Here is a 19,494-nt window from a genome sequence, read left to right on the forward strand (position 1 = left end):
AACTGCGCAATTCACTGTAAATTCATACAGTGAATTTACAATCCAAGCTGGCCATCCTGGCCGACGCCGCCAAGTACGACGCCTCCTGCGCTTCGAGCGGCGCCGCGCCCCGCGATTCGCTGGGCGGGCGCGGCATGGGGTCCACCGAGGGCATGGGCATCTGCCACAGCTATGCGCCCGACGGGCGCTGCATCTCGCTGCTCAAGATCTTGCTGACCAACTTCTGCCAGTACGACTGCCTGTACTGCGTGAACCGGGTCAGCAGCAATGTGCCGCGCGCCCGCTTCACGGTGCAGGAGGTGGTGGACCTCACGCTCGATTTCTACCGGCGCAACTGCATCGAGGGGCTGTTCCTCTCGAGCGGCATCATCCAGAGCCCCGACTACACCATGGAGCAGGTGGTGGAGGTGGCGCGCGTGCTGCGCGAGGAGCACGATTTTCGCGGCTACATCCACCTGAAGACCATCCCCGATGCCTCGCCCGAGCTCATGGAGCGCGCCGGCCGCCATGCCGACCGGTTGAGCATCAACGTGGAGCTGCCCACGCCCGAAGGGCTCACGGCCCTGGCGCCGCAAAAGGACGGCGCGGCCATTGCACGCTCGATGGCGCGCATGGCGGTGCACATCGAGGACGCGCGGCAGGCGCGCAAGGAGCAGGCTGCCGCCAAGGTAGTGTCCATGCCCGCTTCGGTGCGCGCCCGCCGGGCCCCGGCACCGCACTTCGCGCCGGGCGGCCAGAGCACGCAGATGATCGTCGGCGCCGACGCCACCGACGACCGCACCATCCTGGCCACCAGCGCCGGGCTGTACGGCGTGCACCGGCTGCGGCGCGTGTACTACTCGGCCTTTAGCCCCATCCCCGATGCGGCGCGCGCGCTGCCGCTGATTGCACCGCCCACCGTGCGCGAGCACCGGCTCTACCAGGCCGACTGGCTGATGCGCTTTTACGGCTTCGCACACGGCGAGATCGTTCCCGCAGGCCAGGACGGCATGCTGGCACTGGACATGGACCCCAAGCTCGCCTGGGCGATTGCGCACCGCGAGCGCTTTCCTGTGAACCTGAACACCGCGCCGCGCGAGCTGATGCTGCGCGTGCCCGGCTTCGGCGTGCAGACGGTGGACCGCCTGCTGGCCGCGCGCCGCGTGCGCAGCCTGCGGCACGCCGACCTGGCGCGGCTGCACGTACCGCTCAAGAAGGTGCTGCCCTTCGTGGAAGCGGCCGACTACCGGCCCGGCCGCACGCTGGATGCGACCGATCTGGCCGCCCGCATGGCCCCGCCGCCGGCGCAGCGCGGCCTTTTCGATTGAGGCAAGCCACCATGGCACTGCACACCATCACCCTCGCACATGCCACCGACTGGCCGGGCTTTCGCCAGGCGGCACGTACGCTGGTCCAGGCCGGCGTGCCGCCGCAGGAGGTGGAATGGTTCACCGCGCAAGGCGCTGCGCAGGACCTGTTCGCCGCCCCCTCGCCATCGGGCCTGCCCCTGGATGCGCCGCCAAAGCAGACAGTAGGCCCGGCGCCGCGGGTGCCCGAGGATTTTCTGCGCCTGTGCGAACGCCTGGTGCTGCACCGCAACCCAGCACGCTTTGCGCTGATGTACCGGCTGCTGTGGCGCATGGCGCGCGAACGCGGGCTGCGCCACGACCCGCTCGACGCCGACCGCATGCAAGCCCACCACATGGTGCGCGCCGTGGCGCGCGACATGCACAAGATGCACGCTTTCGTGCGCTTTCGGCCGGTGACCGACGGCGAGGGCCGCACCGTGCAGGTGGCCTGGTTCGAGCCCGACCACTTCATCACCGAGGCCAACGCCGGCTTCTTCGTGCGGCGCTTCACGCAGATGCACTGGGCCATCCTCACACCCGATGCCAGCGTGCGCTGGGACGGCGCGCAATTGCACACCGGCCCCGGTGGCCAGCGCAGCGACGCACCACCGCCCGACGCCGGCGAGGCCCTGTGGTTGACCTACTACCGCCACATCTTCAACCCCGCGCGCCTGAAGACCGACATGATGCGCAAGGAGATGCCGCAGCGCTACTGGCACAACCTGCCCGAGGCCGCGTTGATCACCGAGCTGACGCGCGGTGCCCACGAACGCAGCGCGCGCATGGTGGAGGCCGAGGCCACCACGCCGCGCAAGGCCATCGCACCCCTTATCCCGTCACACGCGCACGCATCGCGCTGAACTGCGGCGCCGGCTCGGCCGCCGTCCAGCGCCAGGGCAAGGCATTCGCGCGCCAGATGCCGCCCAGCACCTGCAGCCGCAGCACGCGCTGCGCGCCGGGCCAGCGTGCAAGCGACGCCTCGTCCCAGAGCAATTCGGCGCGGGCGGCCACATGCAGCAGGCCACCGTCCTCGTAGTCCACCCACAGCAGCCCGGCCTGCGGGTGCAGCGCAAGGTTGCCCAGGGTGTTGAAGAACAGGTTGCCAGGGTAGTCGGGCAGGGTGAGCACCTGTCCCTGCTCCGTGTGCTCGGCATGCACGAAACCCGGCTCGCCACCGCGGTGCGACACGTCCACGCCTTCGTTGCGCCGTGTGCCCGGGTGCGCGGCCGAGGCACTGGCGATGAACATCGTGTCGCTGCGCGCAATCAGGCCTAGCGCGGCGGCATCGAGCCCCGCGCCCAGCACCTGGGCCGGTGCCGGGGGCGTCACCACCGCGCGCAGGCCGGGCGCTCGCGCCTGGATGTACTTGGGGCAGTTGCCAAAGCTCTGCGCCACACTGACCTCCAGCCCGTGGGCACCGAACGCAGCCACTCGCCCGTTCATGCGGTTGCGCCGGCGGGTGTGCGGCTCCAGCCCGAGCACGCCCACCGGCGCACCGGGCGCCAGCCGGGCCAGCACCGGGTCGGCGGCATCGGGCGCCACGGCCAGGTGCATGGACCCGGCATCGGGCGTGTGCACGAAACCGGGCGGCCCGGCCACCATGGTGGCCCACGGCTGGCCCTGGCCGTCGAGCGCGCCCAGCAGCAAGGTGGGCAGTTTCTCGAACAGTTCGCGGTGCTGGTCGGGCATCTGGTCGCGCAGCACCACGGGCCCGACGGCGGCCATGCGCTCGCGCACGCCCACACGCTCCTGCAGGGCCTGCTCGCCCACGTGAAAGGCGGCGGCGGGCGCGGCGCTCATGCCGGCACCGCAGCGTCAGGGGCTGGCAGGCGGTCGGCCAGGGGCACATAGCCCGGCAGAGCCTCGACCCGCGCGACCCAGGCGGCGATGCGTGGGTACGCCGCCAGCGAGAGCCCGCCGATCGGCGCCTGCGAGGTGTAGCTCACCATGGCGATGTCGGCCAGCGTGGGAGCGCCACCGCCCAGCAGCCAGTCGCGGCCTTCGAGCGCGGGCTCCATGAAGTCGAACAGCCGGCGGCCGATGGCCAGTGCCGCCTCGCTGGGTTCGCGGCCTGTGATGGCGGCAAAACGTGCGCTCGATGCCCCGGGCGCCAGCATGCCGGCCGCCAGGCTGAACCAGCGCTGCAGGGCGGCCTGGCCCACCGGGTCCTGCGGGATCCAGTGGCTGCCAGGTGCATAGCGCTGCACCAGGTAGACCAGGATGCCGTTGCTGTCGGACAGCACCAGATCGCCATCGACCAGCACCGGGATCTGGCCCAGCGGGTTGCGCGCCAGGTGGGCGGCCTGGCGGTGCTCGCCGGCGATCACGTCCACATGGACCAGCGCATGGGGCAGGCCGAGCATGGACAGCATGAGCTCGACCCGGTGGCTGTGGCCCGAGATGGGCATGCGGTAGAGCGTGAGGGGTGCGGAGGGTGCCATGGTGGAAGGTCCTTGTCAGAGGGGGAAACACAGAGGACTCCACGATATCCATTGCCAAACCTGCCGTGAATAGCCATAGTGCGGCAATCAAAATTGCGGATGTCGCAACAATGGACCATCTTGACACCCTGCGCTGCTTCGTCGCCGTGGCCGATGCGGGGGGCTTTGCCGCCGCCGCGCGGCGCCTGGGGGTGTCGGCCACGGCCGTCACGCGCGCCATTGCGGCGCTGGAAGCGCGCCTGTCGGTGCTGCTGTTTCAGCGCAGCACGCGCACCGTGCGGCTGACCGAGGCGGGCGAGCGCTTCTTGGCCGACTGCCGCCCCATCCTCACCGACCTGCAGGAGGCCGAGCAGGCCGCCAGCGGCGGGCAGGCCGAGCCCCGGGGCCTGCTGGCCATCACCGCGCCGCAGATGTTCGGCATGCGGCATGTGGCGCCCGTCGTGCAGGCCTTCCTGCACGCGCAGCCGCGCGTGCAGGTGCGCACGCTGTTCGTGAACCGGCTGGTGCACCTGCTTGAAGAGGGCATGGACGTGGCGATCCGCATCGCCCACCTGCCGGACTCGGGCCTCACCGCCGTGCAGGTGGGTGCGCTGCGCCGGCTGGTGGTGGCCTCGCCCGCCTACCTGGCGCAGCACGGCGAGCCGCGCCACCCCGATGAACTGGTAGCTCACCGCGCCATCGGCTTCTCGTTCGACAACAACAGCGTCTCGCCGTGGAAGTTCAAGGGGGGCGTGGTGGGCCAGCCGCATTTCAGCTGGATCAGCAACAGCAACGAGGTGGACATCGCCGCCGCCGAATCGGGCCTGGGCCTCACGCGCTGCCTCGCCTACCAGGCGGCGCAGGGCGTGCGCGCGGGCCGGCTGCGCGTGGTGCTGGCCGCACACGAGCCGCCGCCCGTGCCCGTGCACATCGTCTACCCGGCGGGGCGGCGCGCGCCGGCCAAGGTGCGGGCCTTCGTGGAATTCGCGCGCGAGCGGCTGTCAGCCGAGCCCGTGCTGCAGGGCCGAGGCCTCACCCGAAGGGCCTGAGAACAGGTTCTGAAAAGGTCTGCCGGTAGCGCGAGGGCGCCGGCAACCGGTGCAGGCGGAAATGCCGGCGCAGCGATTCGGGCGAGCCCAGGCCAGCCAGGTCGGCCACCGCGTCGATGGGCATGGCCGGGTGGGTTTCCAGCAGTTCCTTGGCGATGGCCACACGCTCGCGCACCAGCCAGTCCTGCGGCGACAGGCCCGTGCTGTCCTTGAAGCGGCGCTGCAGTGTGCGCCGGCTCATCTGCGCAAACGCCGCCATGGAATCCACCGTGTGCGCCTGGCGCGCGTTCTCGCGCAGCCAGTCGAGCAGGCGCGCGATGCTGCTGACCTCGGCGCTGGGCATGGGCCGCGGCACGAACTGCGCCTGCCCGCCGTCGCGGTGCGGCGACATCACCAGCCGCTGCGCCACCGTGTTCGCCACATGCGCGCCATGGTCGCGCCGCACCAGGTGCAGCAGCATGTCCAGGCCCGCGGCGGAACCCGCTGAAGTAATGGCCTGGCCTTCGTCCACATACAGCGCCGAGACATCCACCGTGATGTCGGGGAACTCGCTGGCCAAGCGCTCGGCATGGCGCCAGTGCGTGGTGGCGCGCCGGCCTGCGAGCAGCCCCGCATGCGCGAGCACGAACACGCCCGAGCAGATGGAGCAGATGCGCGCGCCGCGCCGCCAGGCACGCTGCAAAGCCCGCAGCAGCACCTCGGGCGGGCGCTCGGCCGCATCGCGCCAGCCGGGCACCACGATGGTGTCGGCGCGCGCCAGCATGGCCAGGCCATGCGGCGCCTGCACCTGCACACCGCCCATGGCGCGCAGCGGGCCGGGCTCCACCGCGCACACGGCGTAGCGGTACCAGTCCACCGCTTCCAGCTCGGGCCGCTCCAGCGCGAAGAGCTCGACCGCGCAGCCGAATTCGAAGGTACACAGGCGGTCGTAGGCCAGGATCGCGACAAGGTGGGGCATGGCGCAATGTTACCGAAGATTGTCATTGCGGCCACTGGCCGGAGTGGCCCCCCCTGGCGACACTGGAGGCATCTGAAACGCCATTCAAGGAGCCAGTTGCCATGACCTCTTCCCCCAGCGCCGTGGGCGCCATCCCCGCAGCCCACAGCACCGCAGCGCTGGCGCATTTCGAGGCCGCCTTCGCTTTCGAGACCGATTGCTGGGACGTGCACGACGCCATGGACCGCGGCGTGCAGGACTTCGTGCTGCTGGACGTGCGCAGCCACGCGCTGTACGAGGCCGGCCATGTGCTTGGCGCGGTGAGCCTGCCGCACGCCAAGATCATCGAAGCGAAGATGGCCGCCTATGCGCCCGGCACGCTGTTCGTCGTCTATTGCGCAGGCCCGCACTGCAATGGCGCGCACCGCAGCGCCGTGCGGCTGGCGCGGCTGGGCCGGCCGGTGAAGCTGATGATCGGCGGGGTGACGGGCTGGCTCGACGAAGGCTTCAGCCTGGAAAAGGGTGCGCAGGGCGGTTGAACGCCCGGCAGGTCAGCCCGGCGCGTAGAGCACGTCCGAGCGCAGCACGTACTTCGTGCCCTCGGTGACGGCCTGGCCTTCGTGCCAGGTGTCGTGGATGAAGAGCAGCGCCGCACCGGTGGCAGGCTGCACCACGAAATCCCTGAAATCGGTGTCCCCGCCCGCAAAGCCCGCGTTGAGGTAGACCAGCAATGTGAGCCGGCTGGTCATGCCGGATTCGGTCCAGGGCCCGTCCTTGTGCATCTTGAAGCGCTGGCCTGGGGCATAGCGGTAAAAGCGCAGGTCCTTGGGCAGGCCTTGCGCACGCTCGCCAGCGAGCGCCGGCAAGGCCACACCCTGCAGCCGCTGCCACAGGCGCGCAACCCAAATGGCAGACTCGACCAGCACCCGGTCGTTGTTGCGCACCAGGGGCATGGCCTTGGGACCACCGGCCGTGCGCACGCCGGCAGCCTCGAAGCCCTCGCGCTCGGCCAGCGCGATGAGCTCATCGCACTCGCCACGCGACAGGAAGCCGGGGATGGAAAAGGCCCGGTCTGAATGCCCAACCGCCTGCAGGCCAGCCATCGCAAGGCTCAATGGTGGTGGCCGTGGTCACCATGCACATGGCGGTGGGCGATTTCCTCGGCGCTGGCGGCGCGCACGCTGGCCACCTTGCACGAGAAGCGCAGCGCCTGGCCGGCCAGCGGGTGGTTGCCGTCCAGCAGCACTTCAGGGCCCTTGATCTTGACCACGTTGAACACGGCGGGCTGGCCATCGGTGCCAACACCCTGCAGTTGGCCGCCGACCTTCACGCCCGGGGGGAACTCTGATTTGGGGATGGTGCGCACCAGGCCTTCGTCGCGTGCGCCAAAGGCCTCTTCCACGGCCAGGTCCAGCGTGGTGCTGAAGCCGGCGGCCTGGCCTTCGAGGGCGGCCTCGACCTTGGGGAAGATGTTCTCGTAGCCGCCGTGCAGGTAGGACAGGTTGCCCGCGTCCAGGGGCTTGCCCTCGGGCGTGGTGACCTTGTAGGCGATGGTGACGGCGGTGTCTTTGGCGATGTTCATGGATGGCGCGCTTTCATGCAAGGAATAGCAGGGGGCGGCATGGCCGCTGCCCTGCGGATCGGAATGCAGGATTGTCCACGACCCGAACCACCCCTGCCCAAGCAGGGGTGGCGCCCCTCAAACGGCCGCAGGCACCTCGTCCTCGGCCTGGCCCGGGTAGCGCGCAAAACGCCGTGCCTCGGTACCGTGCACCGGGTCGCTGTCGGGCCAGGGCCAGCCGCCGAACTGGGTGCGGCGGTAGTCCTGCATGGCCTGCATGATCTCCTGCTGCGTGTTCATCACGAAGGGGCCGTACTGCGCCACGGGTTCGCCGATGGGGCGGCCCTGCAGCACCAGGCACTCGGCCACGGTGGCGCCGGTGTTGGTCAGCAGCCATTCCTGGCGGGCGTCTATCTCCAGCGCGGCATGGCCCTGCACCTCCTGCGGGCCCACGCGCAGGCCATCGCCCACGAAGAAGTAGAGCATGCGGCGCGTGCCCGCACCCAGCGCGGCCGGCATGGGCCACTGGGCACCGGGGTCCAGGCGCAGCGTCCAGATCGCCACGTCGGCGCCGGGCTGCGAGGCCCAGGACTCGGGTGGCGGCGCCAGCGGTTCCGGCGCAGCGGGCAGGGCGCCGGCCACCACGGTGGCGGTGGTCGTGCGGCCGGCCTCGTCGTGGTGCACCAGGCGCGGGATGCGCTCGTTCCAGAGCATGGTGAAGTGCGGCTCCACCATCTTGTGGCGTGCAGGCAGGTTCAGCCAGATCTGGAACAGCTCCAGCGGGTTCGGCTCGGTGGCGCTCAGCAGCGGGAACATCTCGGAATGCACGATGCCCTTGCCGGCTGTGACCCACTGCACATCGCCGCCGCCGAAGCGCGCGGCGGCACCCAGCGAGTCGGAATGGTCAATGAGCCCCTTGCGCACCAGCGTCACGGTCTCGAAGCCTCGGTGCGGGTGGCCGGGAAAGCCGGGCACGGTGTCGCCGTGGTACATGCTCCAGCCGTCCTTGCGGCTGAAGTCGCTGCCGATCTGGCGGTCGTCCACCGGCACGGCCGGGCCGAAGGCCGCGTTGCCGGCAGGGTAGGCGTCGTCGTGGTGCGCGCAGAACAGGAACGGGTCGAGCGTAGGCCACAGCGGGCCGAGCGGCTGGCTTTGCAGGATGGGCGTGGGGTGGTTGTTCGACATGGGGCCTCCTTCGGTGGTGCGCCGTCGTGATCGTGAGCGGCATGCCCGCAACAGATGGGGACATTGCAGCGCCACAGAAGTGCCAGCGGTGGAACGGTGCGGTGCATGCCGCAGGACAATCTGCGGGCTGACCGCGCGATTCTAGGGACAAGCGCACCGGCCCGCTGGCAGCGCCCTCACTTCACGCGAACACCGTTTGCGCGCCCTCGGCGGGCAACGCAGCGCCAGCCCGCCCAGAGCGGCGGCCACGCCCGCCGCCACGCCATGTCGGGTGCAGGCTCAGGGGGCCTTGCGGCGGTATGTCGCCTTCATGAATTCCTTCCAGCTGCCATCGGGCTGCTGGGTGGAGGAGGTCAATGTGCGCTCGTTGGGGCCCAGGAGGGTGATGGTGTCGCGGTATTTAGCGGTGCTGCCGTCGCCGGCGAAGCTCGGGCCTTCGGTCTCGAGCGGGAGCACCTTTTCGGTGGCATCGAGCGTGCCGCAATAGACCCACATATGGGCCATCATCGAGCCGACCCAGGTGCCGATGAAGACCGCCTTCTCGGGGTCGTAGCCCAGGGTGATGAGCATGCGCGCGTCGCCGCCGCCGGGCATGGTGCCCGTGCCTTCGCCCAGCACCCAAAGCTCCCCGAGCTGGCGCACATGCTCGGTGCCTGTGCTGGTCATGGGCGGCTCACCGGGCCCAGCGTCGCAGGTGATTCGCAGGTCCAGTCGCCGAGCAACTGCTGCAGCCAGCGGTGCTGCGCCTGGGGTTCGGGATTCAGCATGGGGAGTCTCCTTGGGGGCTGGCTTACATGGCCAGGCCATCGTGGTGGTGCACGGGGATGGCGTCGAGGTCCACGCCGTCGAGCGTGCGCAGGTTCACGGCCGCCATCTTGTGTCCTGCGGGGTGCGTGCCTTCGCCATGGGTATGGATGCCGCAGGCCGGGCAGAAGCGGTGCTCTATGACGTGCTTGTGGAAGGTGTAGCTGGCCAGGTTCGCCTCGGGGGTGGTCAGCCGCAACTGGCCGTGCGGCACGAACCACAGCAGCGAGCCGCGCCGCCGGCACATGGTGCAGTTGCAAGCCAAAGCGCTGTCGATGGTGCCTTCCACTTCGAACGCCACCTTGCCGCAGTGGCAGCTTCCCCGGTACCGCACGGGTCCAGCTCCTGGTGCGGAGGCGTCCGTCATTGGGGCACCACCACCATCCACGACACGCCAAAGCGGTCGGCGACCATGCCAAAGGCGGGCGAGAAAAAGGTCTTGCCCAGCGGCATCTGCACCTGGCCGCCCGCAGCGAGCGCATCGAAGAGGCGTTTGGCCTCGGTCTCGGTTTCGGGGCTCAGCGACAGCGAGATGCCCTGGAAGCTGGGCTTTCCCGAACCCATGCCGTCCGACGCCATGACCTGGGTGTCGCCCACGTTGAACGAGGCGTGCATGACCATCTCGGGCTGGGGCCCTGCGCCGGGGCTGCCGTCGGCAGAACAGCCCGGGCCGGCGGCGGGCTCGGGGTTGTCCTTGTAGCGCATGAGCATGGTCACCTCGGCACCCAGGGCGGTGCGGTAGAACGTGAGGGCCTCTTCGCAGCGGCCTTCGAAGAACAGATACGGCTCGACTTTCATGGCGGATCTCCTTGGGTAGGTGGGTCAAAAGCGGACATCCATGCATTGTGGACACCGTTCACAAACAATACCAAAGATAATGAACAGTGTCCACATTGAAATCCCGATGTCCGTAACCACCCGCAACAGCGCCACACCAGGCAGCCCATCCTCGCCGCGCAGCACCTACCGCCATGGCGACCTGCGCCGCGCCCTGCTGGACGCCGGCATCGAACTGGCGCGCCAGGGAGGGCCCGACGCCGTGGTACTGCGCGAAGCCACGCGCCGCGCAGGTGTGGCGCCCAATGCCGCCTACCGCCATTTCGCCAACCGGCAGGACCTGCTGGCGGCGGTGCGCGCCGCCGCCGTGGCCGCCGTGGCCCAGGCCATGGAGGCCGAGATGGCCGACGTGCCCACGGGCGGCACGCCCACCGAACAGGCCCATGCCCGGGTGCGCGCCGTGGGGGCCGGCTACATGCGCTTTGCCCATGCCGAGACGGGGCTGTTCCGCACCGCCTTCGGCGGCCAGTTCAGCGTGGAGCAGAACCCCGACCCCGCCATGGGCGGCCTCACGGGCCTGAACCCCTTCGAGCACCTGTCGGCCGCGCTGGACGACCTGGTGACCGCTGGCGCCCTGCCACCCGAGCGCCGCCAGGGCGCCGAGTACCTCGCCTGGTCTACCGTGCACGGCATGGCCCTGCTGAGCATCGACGGGCCCTTGCGCGGCACGCCCGCCGACATGCTGCAGCTGCTGGGCCAGCGGCTGCTGGACATGGTGGAACGCGGTTTGTAGCGCGGCTCAGCGCAGGCCGTAAAGCCGCGCCGTGGCTTCGATGCGCTCCACCAGGGCGCTCCGCAGCGCGGCCGGCCGCAGCACCTCCACCTCGGGCGACTGGCGCATGAGCTGGCCGCAGGCGTGGGCCACCGATTCGATGGGAATCGTGAGCGCCACGCGTCCGTCCTTGCGGCGCGAGGGCGGGGCCGCTGCCACCGCCCGCGCAACGGCACTGCTCAGTGCGGCAAGGCCCTTGAGCCCCGCCGGCGTGGCCAACAGTTCGGCCTCGCCGGTGTACAGGCCCGATTCGAAGCGGCGGATGGACTCGCCCCAATACCTGGGCAGGTCAAAGCGCGCCGGTCGCCGCACAGGCGTGGTGAGCGCCGCCGCCGCGCGGATGTTGGACACGCGGTAGGTGCGCGGCCCTGCGCCGTCGGAGGCCTTGTCCACCGGCTGCGCTACCAGGTACCAGACACCCGCCTTGAGCACCAGGCCCAGCGGGCCCACGGCGCGCTCCACCGTGTCGGCCCAGCTCTCGTAGCGCAGGGCCAGTTGCTGGCCGCTCCAGACGGCGGCAGCGACGGTGGCCAGGTGGGGCGTGGGCTCGCTCTCGCGGTACCAGTCCACCGGGTCGAGGTGCAGGCGGCCGCTCACGCGCTGGGCGTCTTCGCGCCAGGGTGCAGGCAGCGCGGCCAGCAGCTTCAGGCGCGCGCCTTCCACGTCATCGCCCAGGCCCAGGTCGCCGGCCGGGCCAGGCAAGCCGCTCAGGAACACGGCCTGTGCCTCGGACGGAGTGAGCCCCGTCAGCGTGGTCTTCCAGCCCGGCAGCAGCGCAAAGCCGCCATGGCGCCCGCGCTCGGCAAAGATGGGAACGCCCGCCGCCGTGAGCTGGTCCACGTCGCGGTACAGCGTGCGCACCGAGACCTCCAGCGCATCGGCGAGCGCCTGCGCGCTCATGCGCCCCCGGGTTTCGAGCAGCATCTGGATGGACAACAGGCGGCTGGCACGCATGGAGAAAAAGGAACGAAAAAGCGACTGGTACCAGTATGCAGCGAATACCTGCCATGCCTTGGCAGGTATTGCGCCGCAGACTGCGGACTTCTCTGTTTTCGCTTGACCAACCAAGGAAGCCCCGCATGCCCACAACCCCCTCGATTGCCGACTGCGCCATCGTCGAACTGCGCCAGTACACCCTGCACCCCGGCCAGCGCGATGTGCTGATTGACCTGTTCGACCGCGAGTTCCTCGAAAGCCAGGAGCGCGAAGGCATGCGCGTGATCGGCCAGTTCCGCGACCTGGAGCGGCCGGACCTGTTCGCCTGGCTGCGCGGCTTTGCCGACATGGCGGCGCGCCAGCGGGCGCTCGAAACGTTCTACAGCGGCCCGGTGTGGGCTGCGCATAGCAACGCAGCCAACGCCACCATGGTCGATTCGGACAACGTGCTGCTGCTGCGCCCCGCATGGCCGGGCGCCGCGGCGGACCTGCCTGCCGAACGTGCGGCCCCCGGTGCCAGCGGCCCGGCCCCGGGCCTGCTCGATGCCACGGTGTTCTACCTCAAGGAGCCTGCAACGCCCGCGCTGCTGGACCACTGCCGCGAGCGCATGGACCCCACGCTGCGCGCGGGTGGTGCGCGCAATACCGCCTGGTATGCCAGTGAAGCGAGCCCCAACACCTTTCCCCGCCTGCCGGTGCGCGAGGGCGAGCCCGTGCTGCTGGGCCTGGCGCTGTTCGAAGATGCCGGCGCGCTGGACGCCTTTGCGCAGGGCGGAGCGTGGCAACGCGATGTGGCACCGGGCCTGGCGCCCTGGCTGGCGCGTGCGCCCGAAGCCCACCGGCTGCAGCCCACGGCGCGTTCGGCCCTGCACGCATGACGCACACACATCCCGGAGACACCACATGCCGATCACCCCACCCACTGGCGATGTCCACGATTTCGACTTTCTCATGTGCCCCTGGCGCATCCGCAACACCCGGCTCGTGAAGCGGCTTGCGGGCTGCACCGACTGGGAAACCTTCGAGGCCACGGGCACCGCGCGCCCCTTGTCGGGCGGCATCGGCAACTGCGATGACTTCATCCCCGAGGCCTGGAATGCCGGCTACGTGGGTATGGCCCTGCGCCTGTTCAACCCCGAGGCACGGTGCTGGAGCATCTACTGGCTCGATAACGTGACGGGAGGCCTGGACACGGCCACGGGCCTGCTGCGGCCGCCCGTCAGTGGCGGCTTCGCGGGCACGGACCAGGGCGTGTTCTTTGGCCAGGAGCTGTTCGAGGGCCGGTCGGTCCTGGTGCGCTTCGAGTGGACGAAAAACCTCGCCACCGGCACTCCGCGCTGGCAGCAGGCCTTCTCCGACGACGAGGGCTGCACGTGGGAGACGAACTGGGTCATGGAGTTCTCGCGCCCACCGGCGTAGTCAGCGCGCGTTCTGCATCACCTCGGCCAGCCAGTCCACGAACACGCGCACGCGCGGCGAGAGCTGGCGGCTGTGCGGGTAGAGCACGGTCACCGGCATGGGTGCGGGGCGGCAGTCGACCAGCACCTCGACCAGGCTGCCATCGGCCAGCTGCGGCTCCAGGTGGTAGCGCGGCACCTGGATGATCCCCAGCCCGGCCGTGCAGCAGGCCACATAGGCAAACGCATCGGTCACGGACACCGCGCCCTTGAGCTGCACGCTGCGCGGCACGCCATCGACCACGAAGTCCAGCGGCATGGGCTTGCCCGTGCGCGACGACAGGTAGTTCACCGCGCGGTGGCCGCGCAGTTCCTCTACGGTGCGCGGCACGCCATGGCGCGCCAGGTACGCGCGGCTCGCGCAGGTCACCTGGGCCAGTTGTGCAACCCGGCGGCCGACCATGCTGGAGTCGACCAGTTCGCCGCCGCGCATCACGCAGTCCACGCGCTCGCGCACCAGATCCACCAGGCGGTCGCCCATCCCCAGCTCCAGCTCCACGCCGGGGTAGCGTGCAAAGAACTCGCCGATGCGCGGCAGCACGAAATAGCGGGCCAGGGTACCCTGCAGGTCCACGCGCAGCTTGCCCTTGGGGTGCTGGCCGGCCGTTGCGAACGCCGCCTCGGTCTCATCAAGGTCGGCCAGCAGCTGCTGGCAGCGCGCGTAGTAGGCCTCGCCGTCCTGCGTCGGCCCGACATGGCGCGTGGTACGGTGCAGCAGGCGTGCGCCCAGGCGCTTTTCCAGCTGCTGCACGGCCAGCGTCACCGTGGCGCGGGGCAGCTGCAGGTCTTCTGCGGCCTGGGTGAAGCTGCCCAGCTCCACGATGCGGGTGAACAGGCGCATGGCGTCAAATCGGTCCATGGGGAGCAGGGCTTGATTGTTGGTTTTTATTGAACAGTCATGGCAATCAACGGGTGTTTATCAAACCCGCCGCCAACAGAACAATACACCCATCACCACCGTTCAGGAGTTTTCATGGCCACCAACGACACATCCACCCACCGCCCCGTCGCCATCGTCACCGGGTCTTCGCGCGGCATCGGCGCCGCCATTGCCCAGCGACTGGGGCGCGACGGCTTCAACGTCGTGGTCAACTACGCGGGCAGCGCCGCCGAGGCCGAGGTGGTGGCCCAGTCGATCACCGCAGCGGGCGGCCAGGCGATCGCCGTGCAGGCCGACGTGGCCGATGCCGCCGCCGTGGCGCGCCTGTTCGACCAGGCCACCGAGGCCTTCGGCCGTGTGGACGTGCTGGTGAACAACGCGGGCGTGATGCCCTCGCACACGCCGCACCTGGCCGACACCGACGATGTCACCTTCGACCGGCTGATCGCCATCAATCTCAAGGGCAGCTTCAACACGCTGCGCGAGGCCGCGCGCCGCCTGGAGCCAGGCGGTCGCATCGTCAACTTCTCCACCAGCGTGGTCGGCACCGCCATGCCGGGCTACGCGGTATACGCCGCCACCAAGAGCGCAGTGGAAACCATGACGCTGATCCTGGCCAAGGAGCTGCGCGGCAAGAACATCACCGTGAACGCCGTGGCCCCCGGCCCCACGGCCACCGCCCTGTTCCTCGACGGCAAGACGCCCGAGCTGGTGGAGCGCCTGGCGCAGATGAGCCCGCTGGGCCGTTTGGGCACGCCGGATGACATCGCGGGCACCGTGTCCTTTCTGGTCGGGCCCGATGGCGCGTGGATCAACGGACAAACCTTGCGCGCCAACGGCGGCATGGTCTGACCCACCGTCGGTGCAGGCTCAGGCCGCAGCCTGCACCGGGAAGTCCGTCGACGCCGCCAGCGCACGCCACTGCGCGGTTTCCTTCTCGACAAAGGCATGCTTGTCGGCAATGGTCTGCAGCGTGTCGCTGCCCAGCGGCAGGCGCAGCGGCGGCGTGGGGCTGGCCACCAGCTGCATCATGGCCTGGGCCAGGCGCACAGGGTCGCCGGGCTGGTTCAGATTGATGCGGCGAGCGGCTTCGCGGATTACGCCGGCACTGGGGGCGTAGTCCTCCAGCACCAACGGGGATACCGAGAGCGAGGCCGTGTCGAGGAACTCGGTGCGAAAGTAGCCCGGCTCCACCACCGTGGCATGGATGCCCAGAGGCGCCAGTTCGGCGTGCAGCGCCTCGGTAAGGCCTTCCACCGCGAACTTGGTCGAGCAATACACCCCGAAGCCTGCGGCCGACCGCACGCCGCCCAGCGACGAGATGTTGATGACATGGCCGGCGCGGCGTGCGCGCATGGAAGGCAGCACGGCGCGCGTCACGTTCAGCAGGCCGAACACATTGGTCTCGTACAGGCGGCGCACCTCGTCGGCGGTGGCCTCTTCCACCGCACCCAGAAGGCCGTAACCCGCGTTGTTGACCAGCACGTCGATGCGGCCGAAGCGCTCCAACGCCGCTCCCACGGCGTGGCGGGCCTGTGCCTCATCGGTCACGTCCAGGGCCAGGGGCAGCAGCGCATCGCTGGCGCCCAGGCGCTCTGTGACGGAGTCAGCACTGCGCGAGGTGGCCACCACGGCATCGCCCTGGGCCAGCGCGGCCTCGGCAATGCGGGCGCCGATGCCACGCGAGGCACCGGTGATGAGCCAGATACGGGGAAAGGAGGGCGAAGCGTGAGCGGTCATGGCAAAAGTCCTTGGAGAGAATGAATTTCGGGGTTCTGGCAGACGCGGTGCGTTGCCATGGGGATGAACTGTAGGCACGCCATTGCCATCGCACTAGCCCATAATCACTCGATTCATTCACAAGCAATTCTTGTCAATCAACGGGGGTTTCGCCATGGCCATGAACGAATTGCGTGCGATTTCCACCTTTGCCAAGGCGGCCGAGCTGGGCAGCCTGCGCCAGGCGGCCTCAGCCCAGGGCATCACGCCGCAGGCGGCCAGCCTGGCGCTGGGGCAGCTCGAATCGCACCTGGGCGTGCGGCTGTTCCACCGCACCACCCGCAGCCTGAGCCTGACCGAGGAGGGGCGCCAGTTCCTCGACGCCGCCCAGCCCGGGCTGGCCACACTGCAGCGCGCCGTGCACGGCGCCCGGCGCGGGCGCGAGGAGATCGCCGGGCCGCTGCGCATCACTGCGCCGCGCTCCATGATGCTGGAGGTGATCTGGCCCGTGGTAGACGAATTCGTGCGCCGCTACCCGCTGGTGGAGCCCGATGTGCAGCTCGAGGACCGCATCGGCAACTGGGTGGAGGACCGGGTGGACGTGGGTTTTCGCTCGGGCTACCCGCCCGAGGGCGGGGTGATTGCCCGGCGCCTGCTCTGGCTGCAGCTGGTGGTGTGCGCCACGCCGGACTACTTGGCGCGCCATGGAACGCCCACGCGCATCGAAGATCTGGCACAGCACCGCTGCAGCGGCTTTCGCCACCCGACCACGGGCAAGCCCATGCCCTGGGAGTTCCGCGTGGGCGAGGACATCGTGGCCCACGCCATCCCGCCCGCCTTCTGCGCCAACGACATCGAGCTGGAGGCGCGCGCCGTGCTGGGTGGCCATGCCATCGGCCAGTTGGTGGGTGTCACGGCCGCCCCGCTGGTGCGCAGCGGGCAACTGGTGCCGGTGCTCACCGACTTCGTCCCGCAGCACCTGGGCCTGTACGTGTACTACGGCAGCCGTGCGGCGCAGCCGGCGCGGGTGCGCGCCTTCATCGACCTGGCGGTGGAAATGCTGGCAGACAACCCGGTGTTCAGCCTGAGCGCGCAGGAACTGGCCGCAACAGCCCGGAAACCCCGGCGGCGACGACAACCCGCCACCTGAACCGGCCTTGCACACGGTTCTTTCGCTGCGGAAAGGGGCAATTGTTCACGGTTTGGCAAACAGTCCGTTGTGAAAAACGGTATTTATCGTTTCGGGCTTCCACAATACATTCGGTTCACTCCCCCCAGGCACGAACCGGACAACGCCCCATGACCACCTTTGCCACCACGGTCCAGACGCAGATCAAGGCCTCGCCCGCGCAGGCGTTCGGTCACATCGCGCCCATTGATCCCACGACATTGTTCACCGGCTACGGCCCCCTGCCGGCGGTGACGGGCACGCGCGACCAGACGGGTGCCTGGGATGCGCCGGGTCAGACGCGCACGGTGGCCATGTCCGACGGCAGCAGCGCGCAGGAGGGGCTCAAGCACTACCGCCCGGCCCAGTACTTCGCCTATACGGTCAGCGGCTTCACGGGCGTGCTGCGCTGGCTGGCGACGGGGGCGGACGGCGCCTGGTGGTTCGACCCGCAGGCCGGCGGCACGCAGACCACGGTGCGCTGGCGCCATGCCTTCCATGCCCGCTCGAAGTGGGCCGCACCGGTTCTGTGGCTGCTGGCCAGCGTGCTGTGGCGCGGCTACATGCGCAAGGCGCTGCGCCTGGCCAAGCTGCAGATCGAAACCGCGCCCCGCATCCCGGCGGGAGCACTGTCGGCCTGACCCAACGAGCCTGTCAGTTGGCCTTGGCTTCGAAGAAGGGCTTGCCCTGAACGGCTGAAGGGCTGACGGTGAAGGTCTTCACAGGCTCCAGGCCCCTGTTCTGGCCTGGCTTGAGCGGACGCGGGACACCGGGCTTCAGCGCAGGATCGATGCAGCCACTGCGCACCGCCTTGAGCACCTCGGGGTTCAAGGGCCGACGCTGGCCCAGGCGGCTGCCGGACAGGAACAGCATCTGGCCCTTGAGCTCGGCCCGCTGGTCCATGAGGGGCATGGCCTGCAGTTCGTCGAAGCCTACGCGCACGGAGTTGCCGCTCTCCAGCCGGTACTGCACCACCTTCACCACCGGCGGCTTGCCGGGGCTCTCTTCCACGAGGTCACCCAGGTAGAAATATCGCACCGACTCGGCAGGCATGGCGGGCAGCTTGTAGCTTTCGGACCAGTTGCTGTTGCCCTCGGTGAACAGGGGGCGCAGCGTGGCGGGCACCTTGTCGTCCGCCGACACCGCGAACACCGGCGCGCGGGCATTGGACAGCGTGTAGCCATGGAAGTCGAACTCCACCATGGCGCCCTGCGCCTCCACCTTGCTGGAAAACGCGGGGAACAGGGTTTGCTCCTGCCGTACCTGTTGCAGCCGGATACCCCCGCCCTCCGCCTTCCAGCGGCCTGCGGCCAGCAGGTCCAGCGCACCGCCCGTGAAGGCAAAGCAGTAGGTGTTGTCGTCCAGCAGCGCCAGCTGGGCCACGGTGTCCACCGAACCGCCCCGGTACTCGCCCACGTAGCCGGACTCGGCGGGTGTGACGGCATGGGTGGTGACGGCGGCCATCAGGGCGGCCGACACCACTGCGGTGGTGCGCGCATGGCGCAAGGGGCGAAGGAGGTGGTGCACGGGAAGGTCCCAGATGGATTGGTAGGCCACTATATAGGCCCGGGCCAGCGCCCCCCTCAGAGGGAAATCGCGAAGCGACCCGGAGGGCGCCTGTTCACGCGGCGAAACCACCATCGATCAGCAGGCTGGCGCCGGTGACCATGCCGGCCTCAGGCCCGGCGAGGTAGGCCACCATGCCAGCGATCTCGGCCGGGTCGGCATGGCGGTTGACCGCCATCATGCCGTGCATGTCGCCGGCCATGGGGCCGTCAGCGGGGTTCATGTCGGTGTTCACCGGGCCGGGCTGCACGTTGTTCACGGTGATGCCGCGCGGCCCCAGGTCGCGCGCCAGGCCCTTGGTGAGCCCGACGATGGCGGCCTTGCTCATGCCGTAGACGCTGAACCCCGCCCAGGGCAGGCGATCGGAGTTGGTGCTGCCGATGGTGATCACGCGGCCATAGGCGCCGCCCTGGCCCATGTGGCGCACGGCGGCCTGGGTGGCCACGAACACGCCGCGCACGTTGACGGCGAGGGTGCGGTCCAGGTCTTCCAGCGTGACGCTGCCGACCTCGCCCATCACCGCCACACCGGCGTTGTTCACGAGGATGTCCAGGCGGCCCAGTTCGCGTGCGGCGCCATCGATGGCGGCCGTGAGGACCGCCGCATCGGCGCTGTCCGCCTGCAGAGCCAGCGCGCGGCCGCCGGCAGCCTCGATCTCGGCAGCCAGGGCCTTGGCGGGTGCACCGTTGCTGGTGTAGGTGAAGGCCACGGCAGCGCCATCACGCGCCAGGCGCCGCACGATGGCGGCACCGATGCCGCGCGAACCGCCGGTGACGAAAGCGGCCTTGCCAGCCAGGACGCCGGTGGTGGAAACAGGGGAAACAGAAGAGACGACAGACATGGTGAAACTCCGGTAAGTGGACCAGTAAATGCAC

The 19,494-nt window shown here is 69.5% G+C and carries 25 protein-coding genes; 10 read left to right on the forward strand and 15 right to left on the reverse strand.

The genetic code is table 11. The features are described from left to right. Positions 1 to 29 precede the first annotated feature (29 nt). Together ACSQ3Y_RS00270 and ACSQ3Y_RS00275 are read left to right on the forward strand one after the other, a co-directional pair. Positions 30 to 1,307, forward strand: coding sequence for a putative DNA modification/repair radical SAM protein (locus ACSQ3Y_RS00270; protein WP_436176056.1), 1,278 nt, complete (start codon positions 30 to 32; stop codon positions 1,305 to 1,307). An 11-nt stretch (positions 1,308 to 1,318) separates the two neighbouring features. Beyond that, a complete protein-coding gene (locus tag ACSQ3Y_RS00275; RefSeq protein ID WP_436176057.1) occupies positions 1,319 to 2,188 on the forward strand; it encodes a TIGR03915 family putative DNA repair protein in 870 nt (289 codons plus the stop codon). On the opposite strand, the gene ACSQ3Y_RS00280 is transcribed toward ACSQ3Y_RS00275, so the two are convergent. Together ACSQ3Y_RS00280 and ACSQ3Y_RS00285 are read right to left on the reverse strand one after the other, a co-directional pair. After that, on the reverse strand, positions 2,157 to 3,128 hold the full coding sequence (locus tag ACSQ3Y_RS00280; protein WP_436176058.1) for a flavin-nucleotide-binding protein: 972 nt from the start codon (positions 3,126 to 3,128) through the stop codon (positions 2,157 to 2,159). The two genes, ACSQ3Y_RS00275 and ACSQ3Y_RS00280, sit on opposite strands and share 32 nt — an antisense overlap. Continuing rightward, positions 3,125 to 3,769, reverse strand: coding sequence for a glutathione S-transferase family protein (locus ACSQ3Y_RS00285; protein ID WP_057267170.1), 645 nt, complete (start codon positions 3,767 to 3,769; stop codon positions 3,125 to 3,127). Before ACSQ3Y_RS00285 ends, ACSQ3Y_RS00280 begins: the two co-directional genes overlap by 4 nt. Positions 3,770 to 3,879: 110 nt before the next feature. Here ACSQ3Y_RS00285 and ACSQ3Y_RS00290 point away from each other — a divergent pair, with 110 nt between their 5' ends. Further along, on the forward strand, positions 3,880 to 4,797 hold the full coding sequence (locus tag ACSQ3Y_RS00290) for a LysR family transcriptional regulator (protein WP_057267168.1): 918 nt from the start codon (positions 3,880 to 3,882) through the stop codon (positions 4,795 to 4,797). On the opposite strand, the gene ftrA is transcribed toward ACSQ3Y_RS00290, so the two are convergent. Next, positions 4,781 to 5,755 carry a transcriptional regulator FtrA gene (gene ftrA / locus ACSQ3Y_RS00295; protein ID WP_436176059.1) on the reverse strand — a complete coding sequence of 325 codons (975 nt, stop codon included), beginning with the start codon at positions 5,753 to 5,755 and terminating at the stop codon, positions 4,781 to 4,783. The two genes, ACSQ3Y_RS00290 and ftrA, sit on opposite strands and share 17 nt — an antisense overlap. A gap of 101 nt (positions 5,756 to 5,856) precedes the next feature. On the opposite strand from ftrA, the gene ACSQ3Y_RS00300 reads away from it, so the two are divergent. Continuing rightward, positions 5,857 to 6,273 (forward strand): rhodanese-like domain-containing protein, encoded by a 417-nt coding sequence (locus tag ACSQ3Y_RS00300; RefSeq protein ID WP_057267164.1) that lies wholly within the window; start codon positions 5,857 to 5,859, stop codon positions 6,271 to 6,273. Positions 6,274 to 6,285: 12 nt separating this feature from the next. On the opposite strand, the gene ACSQ3Y_RS00305 is transcribed toward ACSQ3Y_RS00300, so the two are convergent. The 7 genes from ACSQ3Y_RS00305 to ACSQ3Y_RS00335 all read right to left on the reverse strand — a co-directional run bounded on the left by ACSQ3Y_RS00305 (position 6,286) and on the right by ACSQ3Y_RS00335 (position 10,082). Then, positions 6,286 to 6,837, reverse strand: coding sequence for a prolyl hydroxylase family protein (locus tag ACSQ3Y_RS00305; protein ID WP_436176060.1), 552 nt, complete (start codon positions 6,835 to 6,837; stop codon positions 6,286 to 6,288). A gap of 8 nt (positions 6,838 to 6,845) precedes the next feature. Beyond that, on the reverse strand, positions 6,846 to 7,316 hold the full coding sequence (locus ACSQ3Y_RS00310; protein ID WP_057267162.1) for an FKBP-type peptidyl-prolyl cis-trans isomerase: 471 nt from the start codon (positions 7,314 to 7,316) through the stop codon (positions 6,846 to 6,848). A gap of 117 nt (positions 7,317 to 7,433) precedes the next feature. Continuing rightward, positions 7,434 to 8,480: a pirin family protein gene (locus tag ACSQ3Y_RS00315; protein WP_057267158.1), complete on the reverse strand. Its 1,047-nt coding sequence runs from the start codon at positions 8,478 to 8,480 to the stop codon at positions 7,434 to 7,436. Positions 8,481 to 8,759: 279 nt separating this feature from the next. Then, complete coding sequence (locus ACSQ3Y_RS00320) at positions 8,760 to 9,146, reverse strand: DUF1579 domain-containing protein (RefSeq protein WP_436176061.1); 387 nt, start codon at positions 9,144 to 9,146, stop codon at positions 8,760 to 8,762. After that, positions 9,143 to 9,247: a DUF1579 family protein gene (locus ACSQ3Y_RS00325; RefSeq protein ID WP_436176062.1), complete on the reverse strand. Its 105-nt coding sequence runs from the start codon at positions 9,245 to 9,247 to the stop codon at positions 9,143 to 9,145. Before ACSQ3Y_RS00325 ends, ACSQ3Y_RS00320 begins: the two co-directional genes overlap by 4 nt. A gap of 23 nt (positions 9,248 to 9,270) precedes the next feature. Beyond that, complete coding sequence (locus tag ACSQ3Y_RS00330; RefSeq protein WP_057200692.1) at positions 9,271 to 9,618, reverse strand: GFA family protein; 348 nt, start codon at positions 9,616 to 9,618, stop codon at positions 9,271 to 9,273. 29 nt (positions 9,619 to 9,647) lie between these two features. After that, entirely contained in the window at positions 9,648 to 10,082 is a 435-nt protein-coding gene (locus ACSQ3Y_RS00335; protein WP_057200691.1) for a VOC family protein, read from the reverse strand. 106 nt (positions 10,083 to 10,188) lie between these two features. Here ACSQ3Y_RS00335 and ACSQ3Y_RS00340 point away from each other — a divergent pair, with 106 nt between their 5' ends. Next, the gene (locus ACSQ3Y_RS00340) at positions 10,189 to 10,854 is read left to right on the forward strand and encodes a TetR/AcrR family transcriptional regulator (protein ID WP_057267153.1); all 666 of its coding nucleotides are present in this window, start codon (positions 10,189 to 10,191) and stop codon (positions 10,852 to 10,854) included. 6 nt (positions 10,855 to 10,860) lie between these two features. On the opposite strand, the gene ACSQ3Y_RS00345 is transcribed toward ACSQ3Y_RS00340, so the two are convergent. Continuing rightward, a complete protein-coding gene (locus ACSQ3Y_RS00345; RefSeq protein WP_436176063.1) occupies positions 10,861 to 11,847 on the reverse strand; it encodes a helix-turn-helix transcriptional regulator in 987 nt (328 codons plus the stop codon). Positions 11,848 to 11,972: 125 nt separating this feature from the next. On the opposite strand from ACSQ3Y_RS00345, the gene ACSQ3Y_RS00350 reads away from it, so the two are divergent. Together ACSQ3Y_RS00350 and ACSQ3Y_RS00355 are read left to right on the forward strand one after the other, a co-directional pair. Then, positions 11,973 to 12,707, forward strand: coding sequence for an NIPSNAP family protein (locus tag ACSQ3Y_RS00350; protein WP_436176064.1), 735 nt, complete (start codon positions 11,973 to 11,975; stop codon positions 12,705 to 12,707). 25 nt (positions 12,708 to 12,732) lie between these two features. Then, positions 12,733 to 13,248 carry a hypothetical protein gene (locus tag ACSQ3Y_RS00355; RefSeq protein WP_436176065.1) on the forward strand — a complete coding sequence of 172 codons (516 nt, stop codon included), beginning with the start codon at positions 12,733 to 12,735 and terminating at the stop codon, positions 13,246 to 13,248. Here the strand turns inward: ACSQ3Y_RS00355 and ACSQ3Y_RS00360 are convergent, their stop codons facing one another. Continuing rightward, complete coding sequence (locus ACSQ3Y_RS00360; RefSeq protein WP_057200686.1) at positions 13,249 to 14,145, reverse strand: LysR family transcriptional regulator; 897 nt, start codon at positions 14,143 to 14,145, stop codon at positions 13,249 to 13,251. A 114-nt stretch (positions 14,146 to 14,259) separates the two neighbouring features. On the opposite strand from ACSQ3Y_RS00360, the gene ACSQ3Y_RS00365 reads away from it, so the two are divergent. Next, positions 14,260 to 15,018 carry an SDR family oxidoreductase gene (locus ACSQ3Y_RS00365; RefSeq protein WP_436176066.1) on the forward strand — a complete coding sequence of 253 codons (759 nt, stop codon included), beginning with the start codon at positions 14,260 to 14,262 and terminating at the stop codon, positions 15,016 to 15,018. Positions 15,019 to 15,036: 18 nt separating this feature from the next. On the opposite strand, the gene ACSQ3Y_RS00370 is transcribed toward ACSQ3Y_RS00365, so the two are convergent. Then, complete coding sequence (locus ACSQ3Y_RS00370; RefSeq protein WP_436176067.1) at positions 15,037 to 15,906, reverse strand: oxidoreductase; 870 nt, start codon at positions 15,904 to 15,906, stop codon at positions 15,037 to 15,039. A gap of 154 nt (positions 15,907 to 16,060) precedes the next feature. Between ACSQ3Y_RS00370 and ACSQ3Y_RS00375 the strand changes: the two genes are divergently transcribed. After that, complete coding sequence (locus ACSQ3Y_RS00375) at positions 16,061 to 17,035, forward strand: LysR family transcriptional regulator (protein WP_057200683.1); 975 nt, start codon at positions 16,061 to 16,063, stop codon at positions 17,033 to 17,035. 149 nt (positions 17,036 to 17,184) lie between these two features. Continuing rightward, positions 17,185 to 17,694, forward strand: a complete 510-nt coding sequence (locus tag ACSQ3Y_RS00380; RefSeq protein WP_436176068.1) for an SRPBCC family protein — start codon at positions 17,185 to 17,187, stop codon at positions 17,692 to 17,694. Between the two features lie 13 nt (positions 17,695 to 17,707). Here ACSQ3Y_RS00380 and ACSQ3Y_RS00385 read toward each other — a convergent pair whose 3' ends face one another. Together ACSQ3Y_RS00385 and ACSQ3Y_RS00390 are read right to left on the reverse strand one after the other, a co-directional pair. Beyond that, entirely contained in the window at positions 17,708 to 18,580 is an 873-nt protein-coding gene (locus tag ACSQ3Y_RS00385; protein ID WP_436176069.1) for a hypothetical protein, read from the reverse strand. A gap of 94 nt (positions 18,581 to 18,674) precedes the next feature. Then, positions 18,675 to 19,460, reverse strand: a complete 786-nt coding sequence (locus ACSQ3Y_RS00390; RefSeq protein WP_436176070.1) for an SDR family oxidoreductase — start codon at positions 19,458 to 19,460, stop codon at positions 18,675 to 18,677. Positions 19,461 to 19,494 lie beyond the last annotated feature (34 nt).

This window comes from Acidovorax sp. LjRoot66 (genome assembly GCF_964253305.1).
GTDB lineage: Bacteria > Pseudomonadota > Gammaproteobacteria > Burkholderiales > Burkholderiaceae_C > Acidovorax.

Bases quoted from the DNA above. Each gene is read 5' to 3' on its own strand.
- ACSQ3Y_RS00275 (WP_436176057.1), top strand. From the start codon at position 1,319: ATGGCACTGCACACCATCACCCTCGCACATGCCACCGACTGGCCGGGC.
- ACSQ3Y_RS00280 (WP_436176058.1), bottom strand. From the start codon at position 3,128: ATGAGCGCCGCGCCCGCCGCCGCCTTTCACGTGGGCGAGCAGGCCCTG.
- ACSQ3Y_RS00285 (WP_057267170.1), bottom strand. From the start codon at position 3,769: ATGGCACCCTCCGCACCCCTCACGCTCTACCGCATGCCCATCTCGGGC.
- ACSQ3Y_RS00290 (WP_057267168.1), top strand. From the start codon at position 3,880: ATGGACCATCTTGACACCCTGCGCTGCTTCGTCGCCGTGGCCGATGCG.
- ftrA (WP_436176059.1), bottom strand. From the start codon at position 5,755: ATGCCCCACCTTGTCGCGATCCTGGCCTACGACCGCCTGTGTACCTTC.
- ACSQ3Y_RS00300 (WP_057267164.1), top strand. From the start codon at position 5,857: ATGACCTCTTCCCCCAGCGCCGTGGGCGCCATCCCCGCAGCCCACAGC.
- ACSQ3Y_RS00305 (WP_436176060.1), bottom strand. From the start codon at position 6,837: ATGGCTGGCCTGCAGGCGGTTGGGCATTCAGACCGGGCCTTTTCCATC.
- ACSQ3Y_RS00310 (WP_057267162.1), bottom strand. From the start codon at position 7,316: ATGAACATCGCCAAAGACACCGCCGTCACCATCGCCTACAAGGTCACC.
- ACSQ3Y_RS00315 (WP_057267158.1), bottom strand. From the start codon at position 8,480: ATGTCGAACAACCACCCCACGCCCATCCTGCAAAGCCAGCCGCTCGGC.
- ACSQ3Y_RS00320 (WP_436176061.1), bottom strand. From the start codon at position 9,146: ATGACCAGCACAGGCACCGAGCATGTGCGCCAGCTCGGGGAGCTTTGG.
- ACSQ3Y_RS00325 (WP_436176062.1), bottom strand. From the start codon at position 9,247: ATGCTGAATCCCGAACCCCAGGCGCAGCACCGCTGGCTGCAGCAGTTG.
- ACSQ3Y_RS00335 (WP_057200691.1), bottom strand. From the start codon at position 10,082: ATGAAAGTCGAGCCGTATCTGTTCTTCGAAGGCCGCTGCGAAGAGGCC.
- ACSQ3Y_RS00340 (WP_057267153.1), top strand. From the start codon at position 10,189: ATGTCCGTAACCACCCGCAACAGCGCCACACCAGGCAGCCCATCCTCG.
- ACSQ3Y_RS00345 (WP_436176063.1), bottom strand. From the start codon at position 11,847: ATGCGTGCCAGCCGCCTGTTGTCCATCCAGATGCTGCTCGAAACCCGG.
- ACSQ3Y_RS00350 (WP_436176064.1), top strand. From the start codon at position 11,973: ATGCCCACAACCCCCTCGATTGCCGACTGCGCCATCGTCGAACTGCGC.
- ACSQ3Y_RS00355 (WP_436176065.1), top strand. From the start codon at position 12,733: ATGCCGATCACCCCACCCACTGGCGATGTCCACGATTTCGACTTTCTC.
- ACSQ3Y_RS00360 (WP_057200686.1), bottom strand. From the start codon at position 14,145: ATGGACCGATTTGACGCCATGCGCCTGTTCACCCGCATCGTGGAGCTG.
- ACSQ3Y_RS00365 (WP_436176066.1), top strand. From the start codon at position 14,260: ATGGCCACCAACGACACATCCACCCACCGCCCCGTCGCCATCGTCACC.
- ACSQ3Y_RS00370 (WP_436176067.1), bottom strand. From the start codon at position 15,906: ATGACCGCTCACGCTTCGCCCTCCTTTCCCCGTATCTGGCTCATCACC.
- ACSQ3Y_RS00375 (WP_057200683.1), top strand. From the start codon at position 16,061: ATGGCCATGAACGAATTGCGTGCGATTTCCACCTTTGCCAAGGCGGCC.
- ACSQ3Y_RS00380 (WP_436176068.1), top strand. From the start codon at position 17,185: ATGACCACCTTTGCCACCACGGTCCAGACGCAGATCAAGGCCTCGCCC.
- ACSQ3Y_RS00390 (WP_436176070.1), bottom strand. From the start codon at position 19,460: ATGTCTGTCGTCTCTTCTGTTTCCCCTGTTTCCACCACCGGCGTCCTG.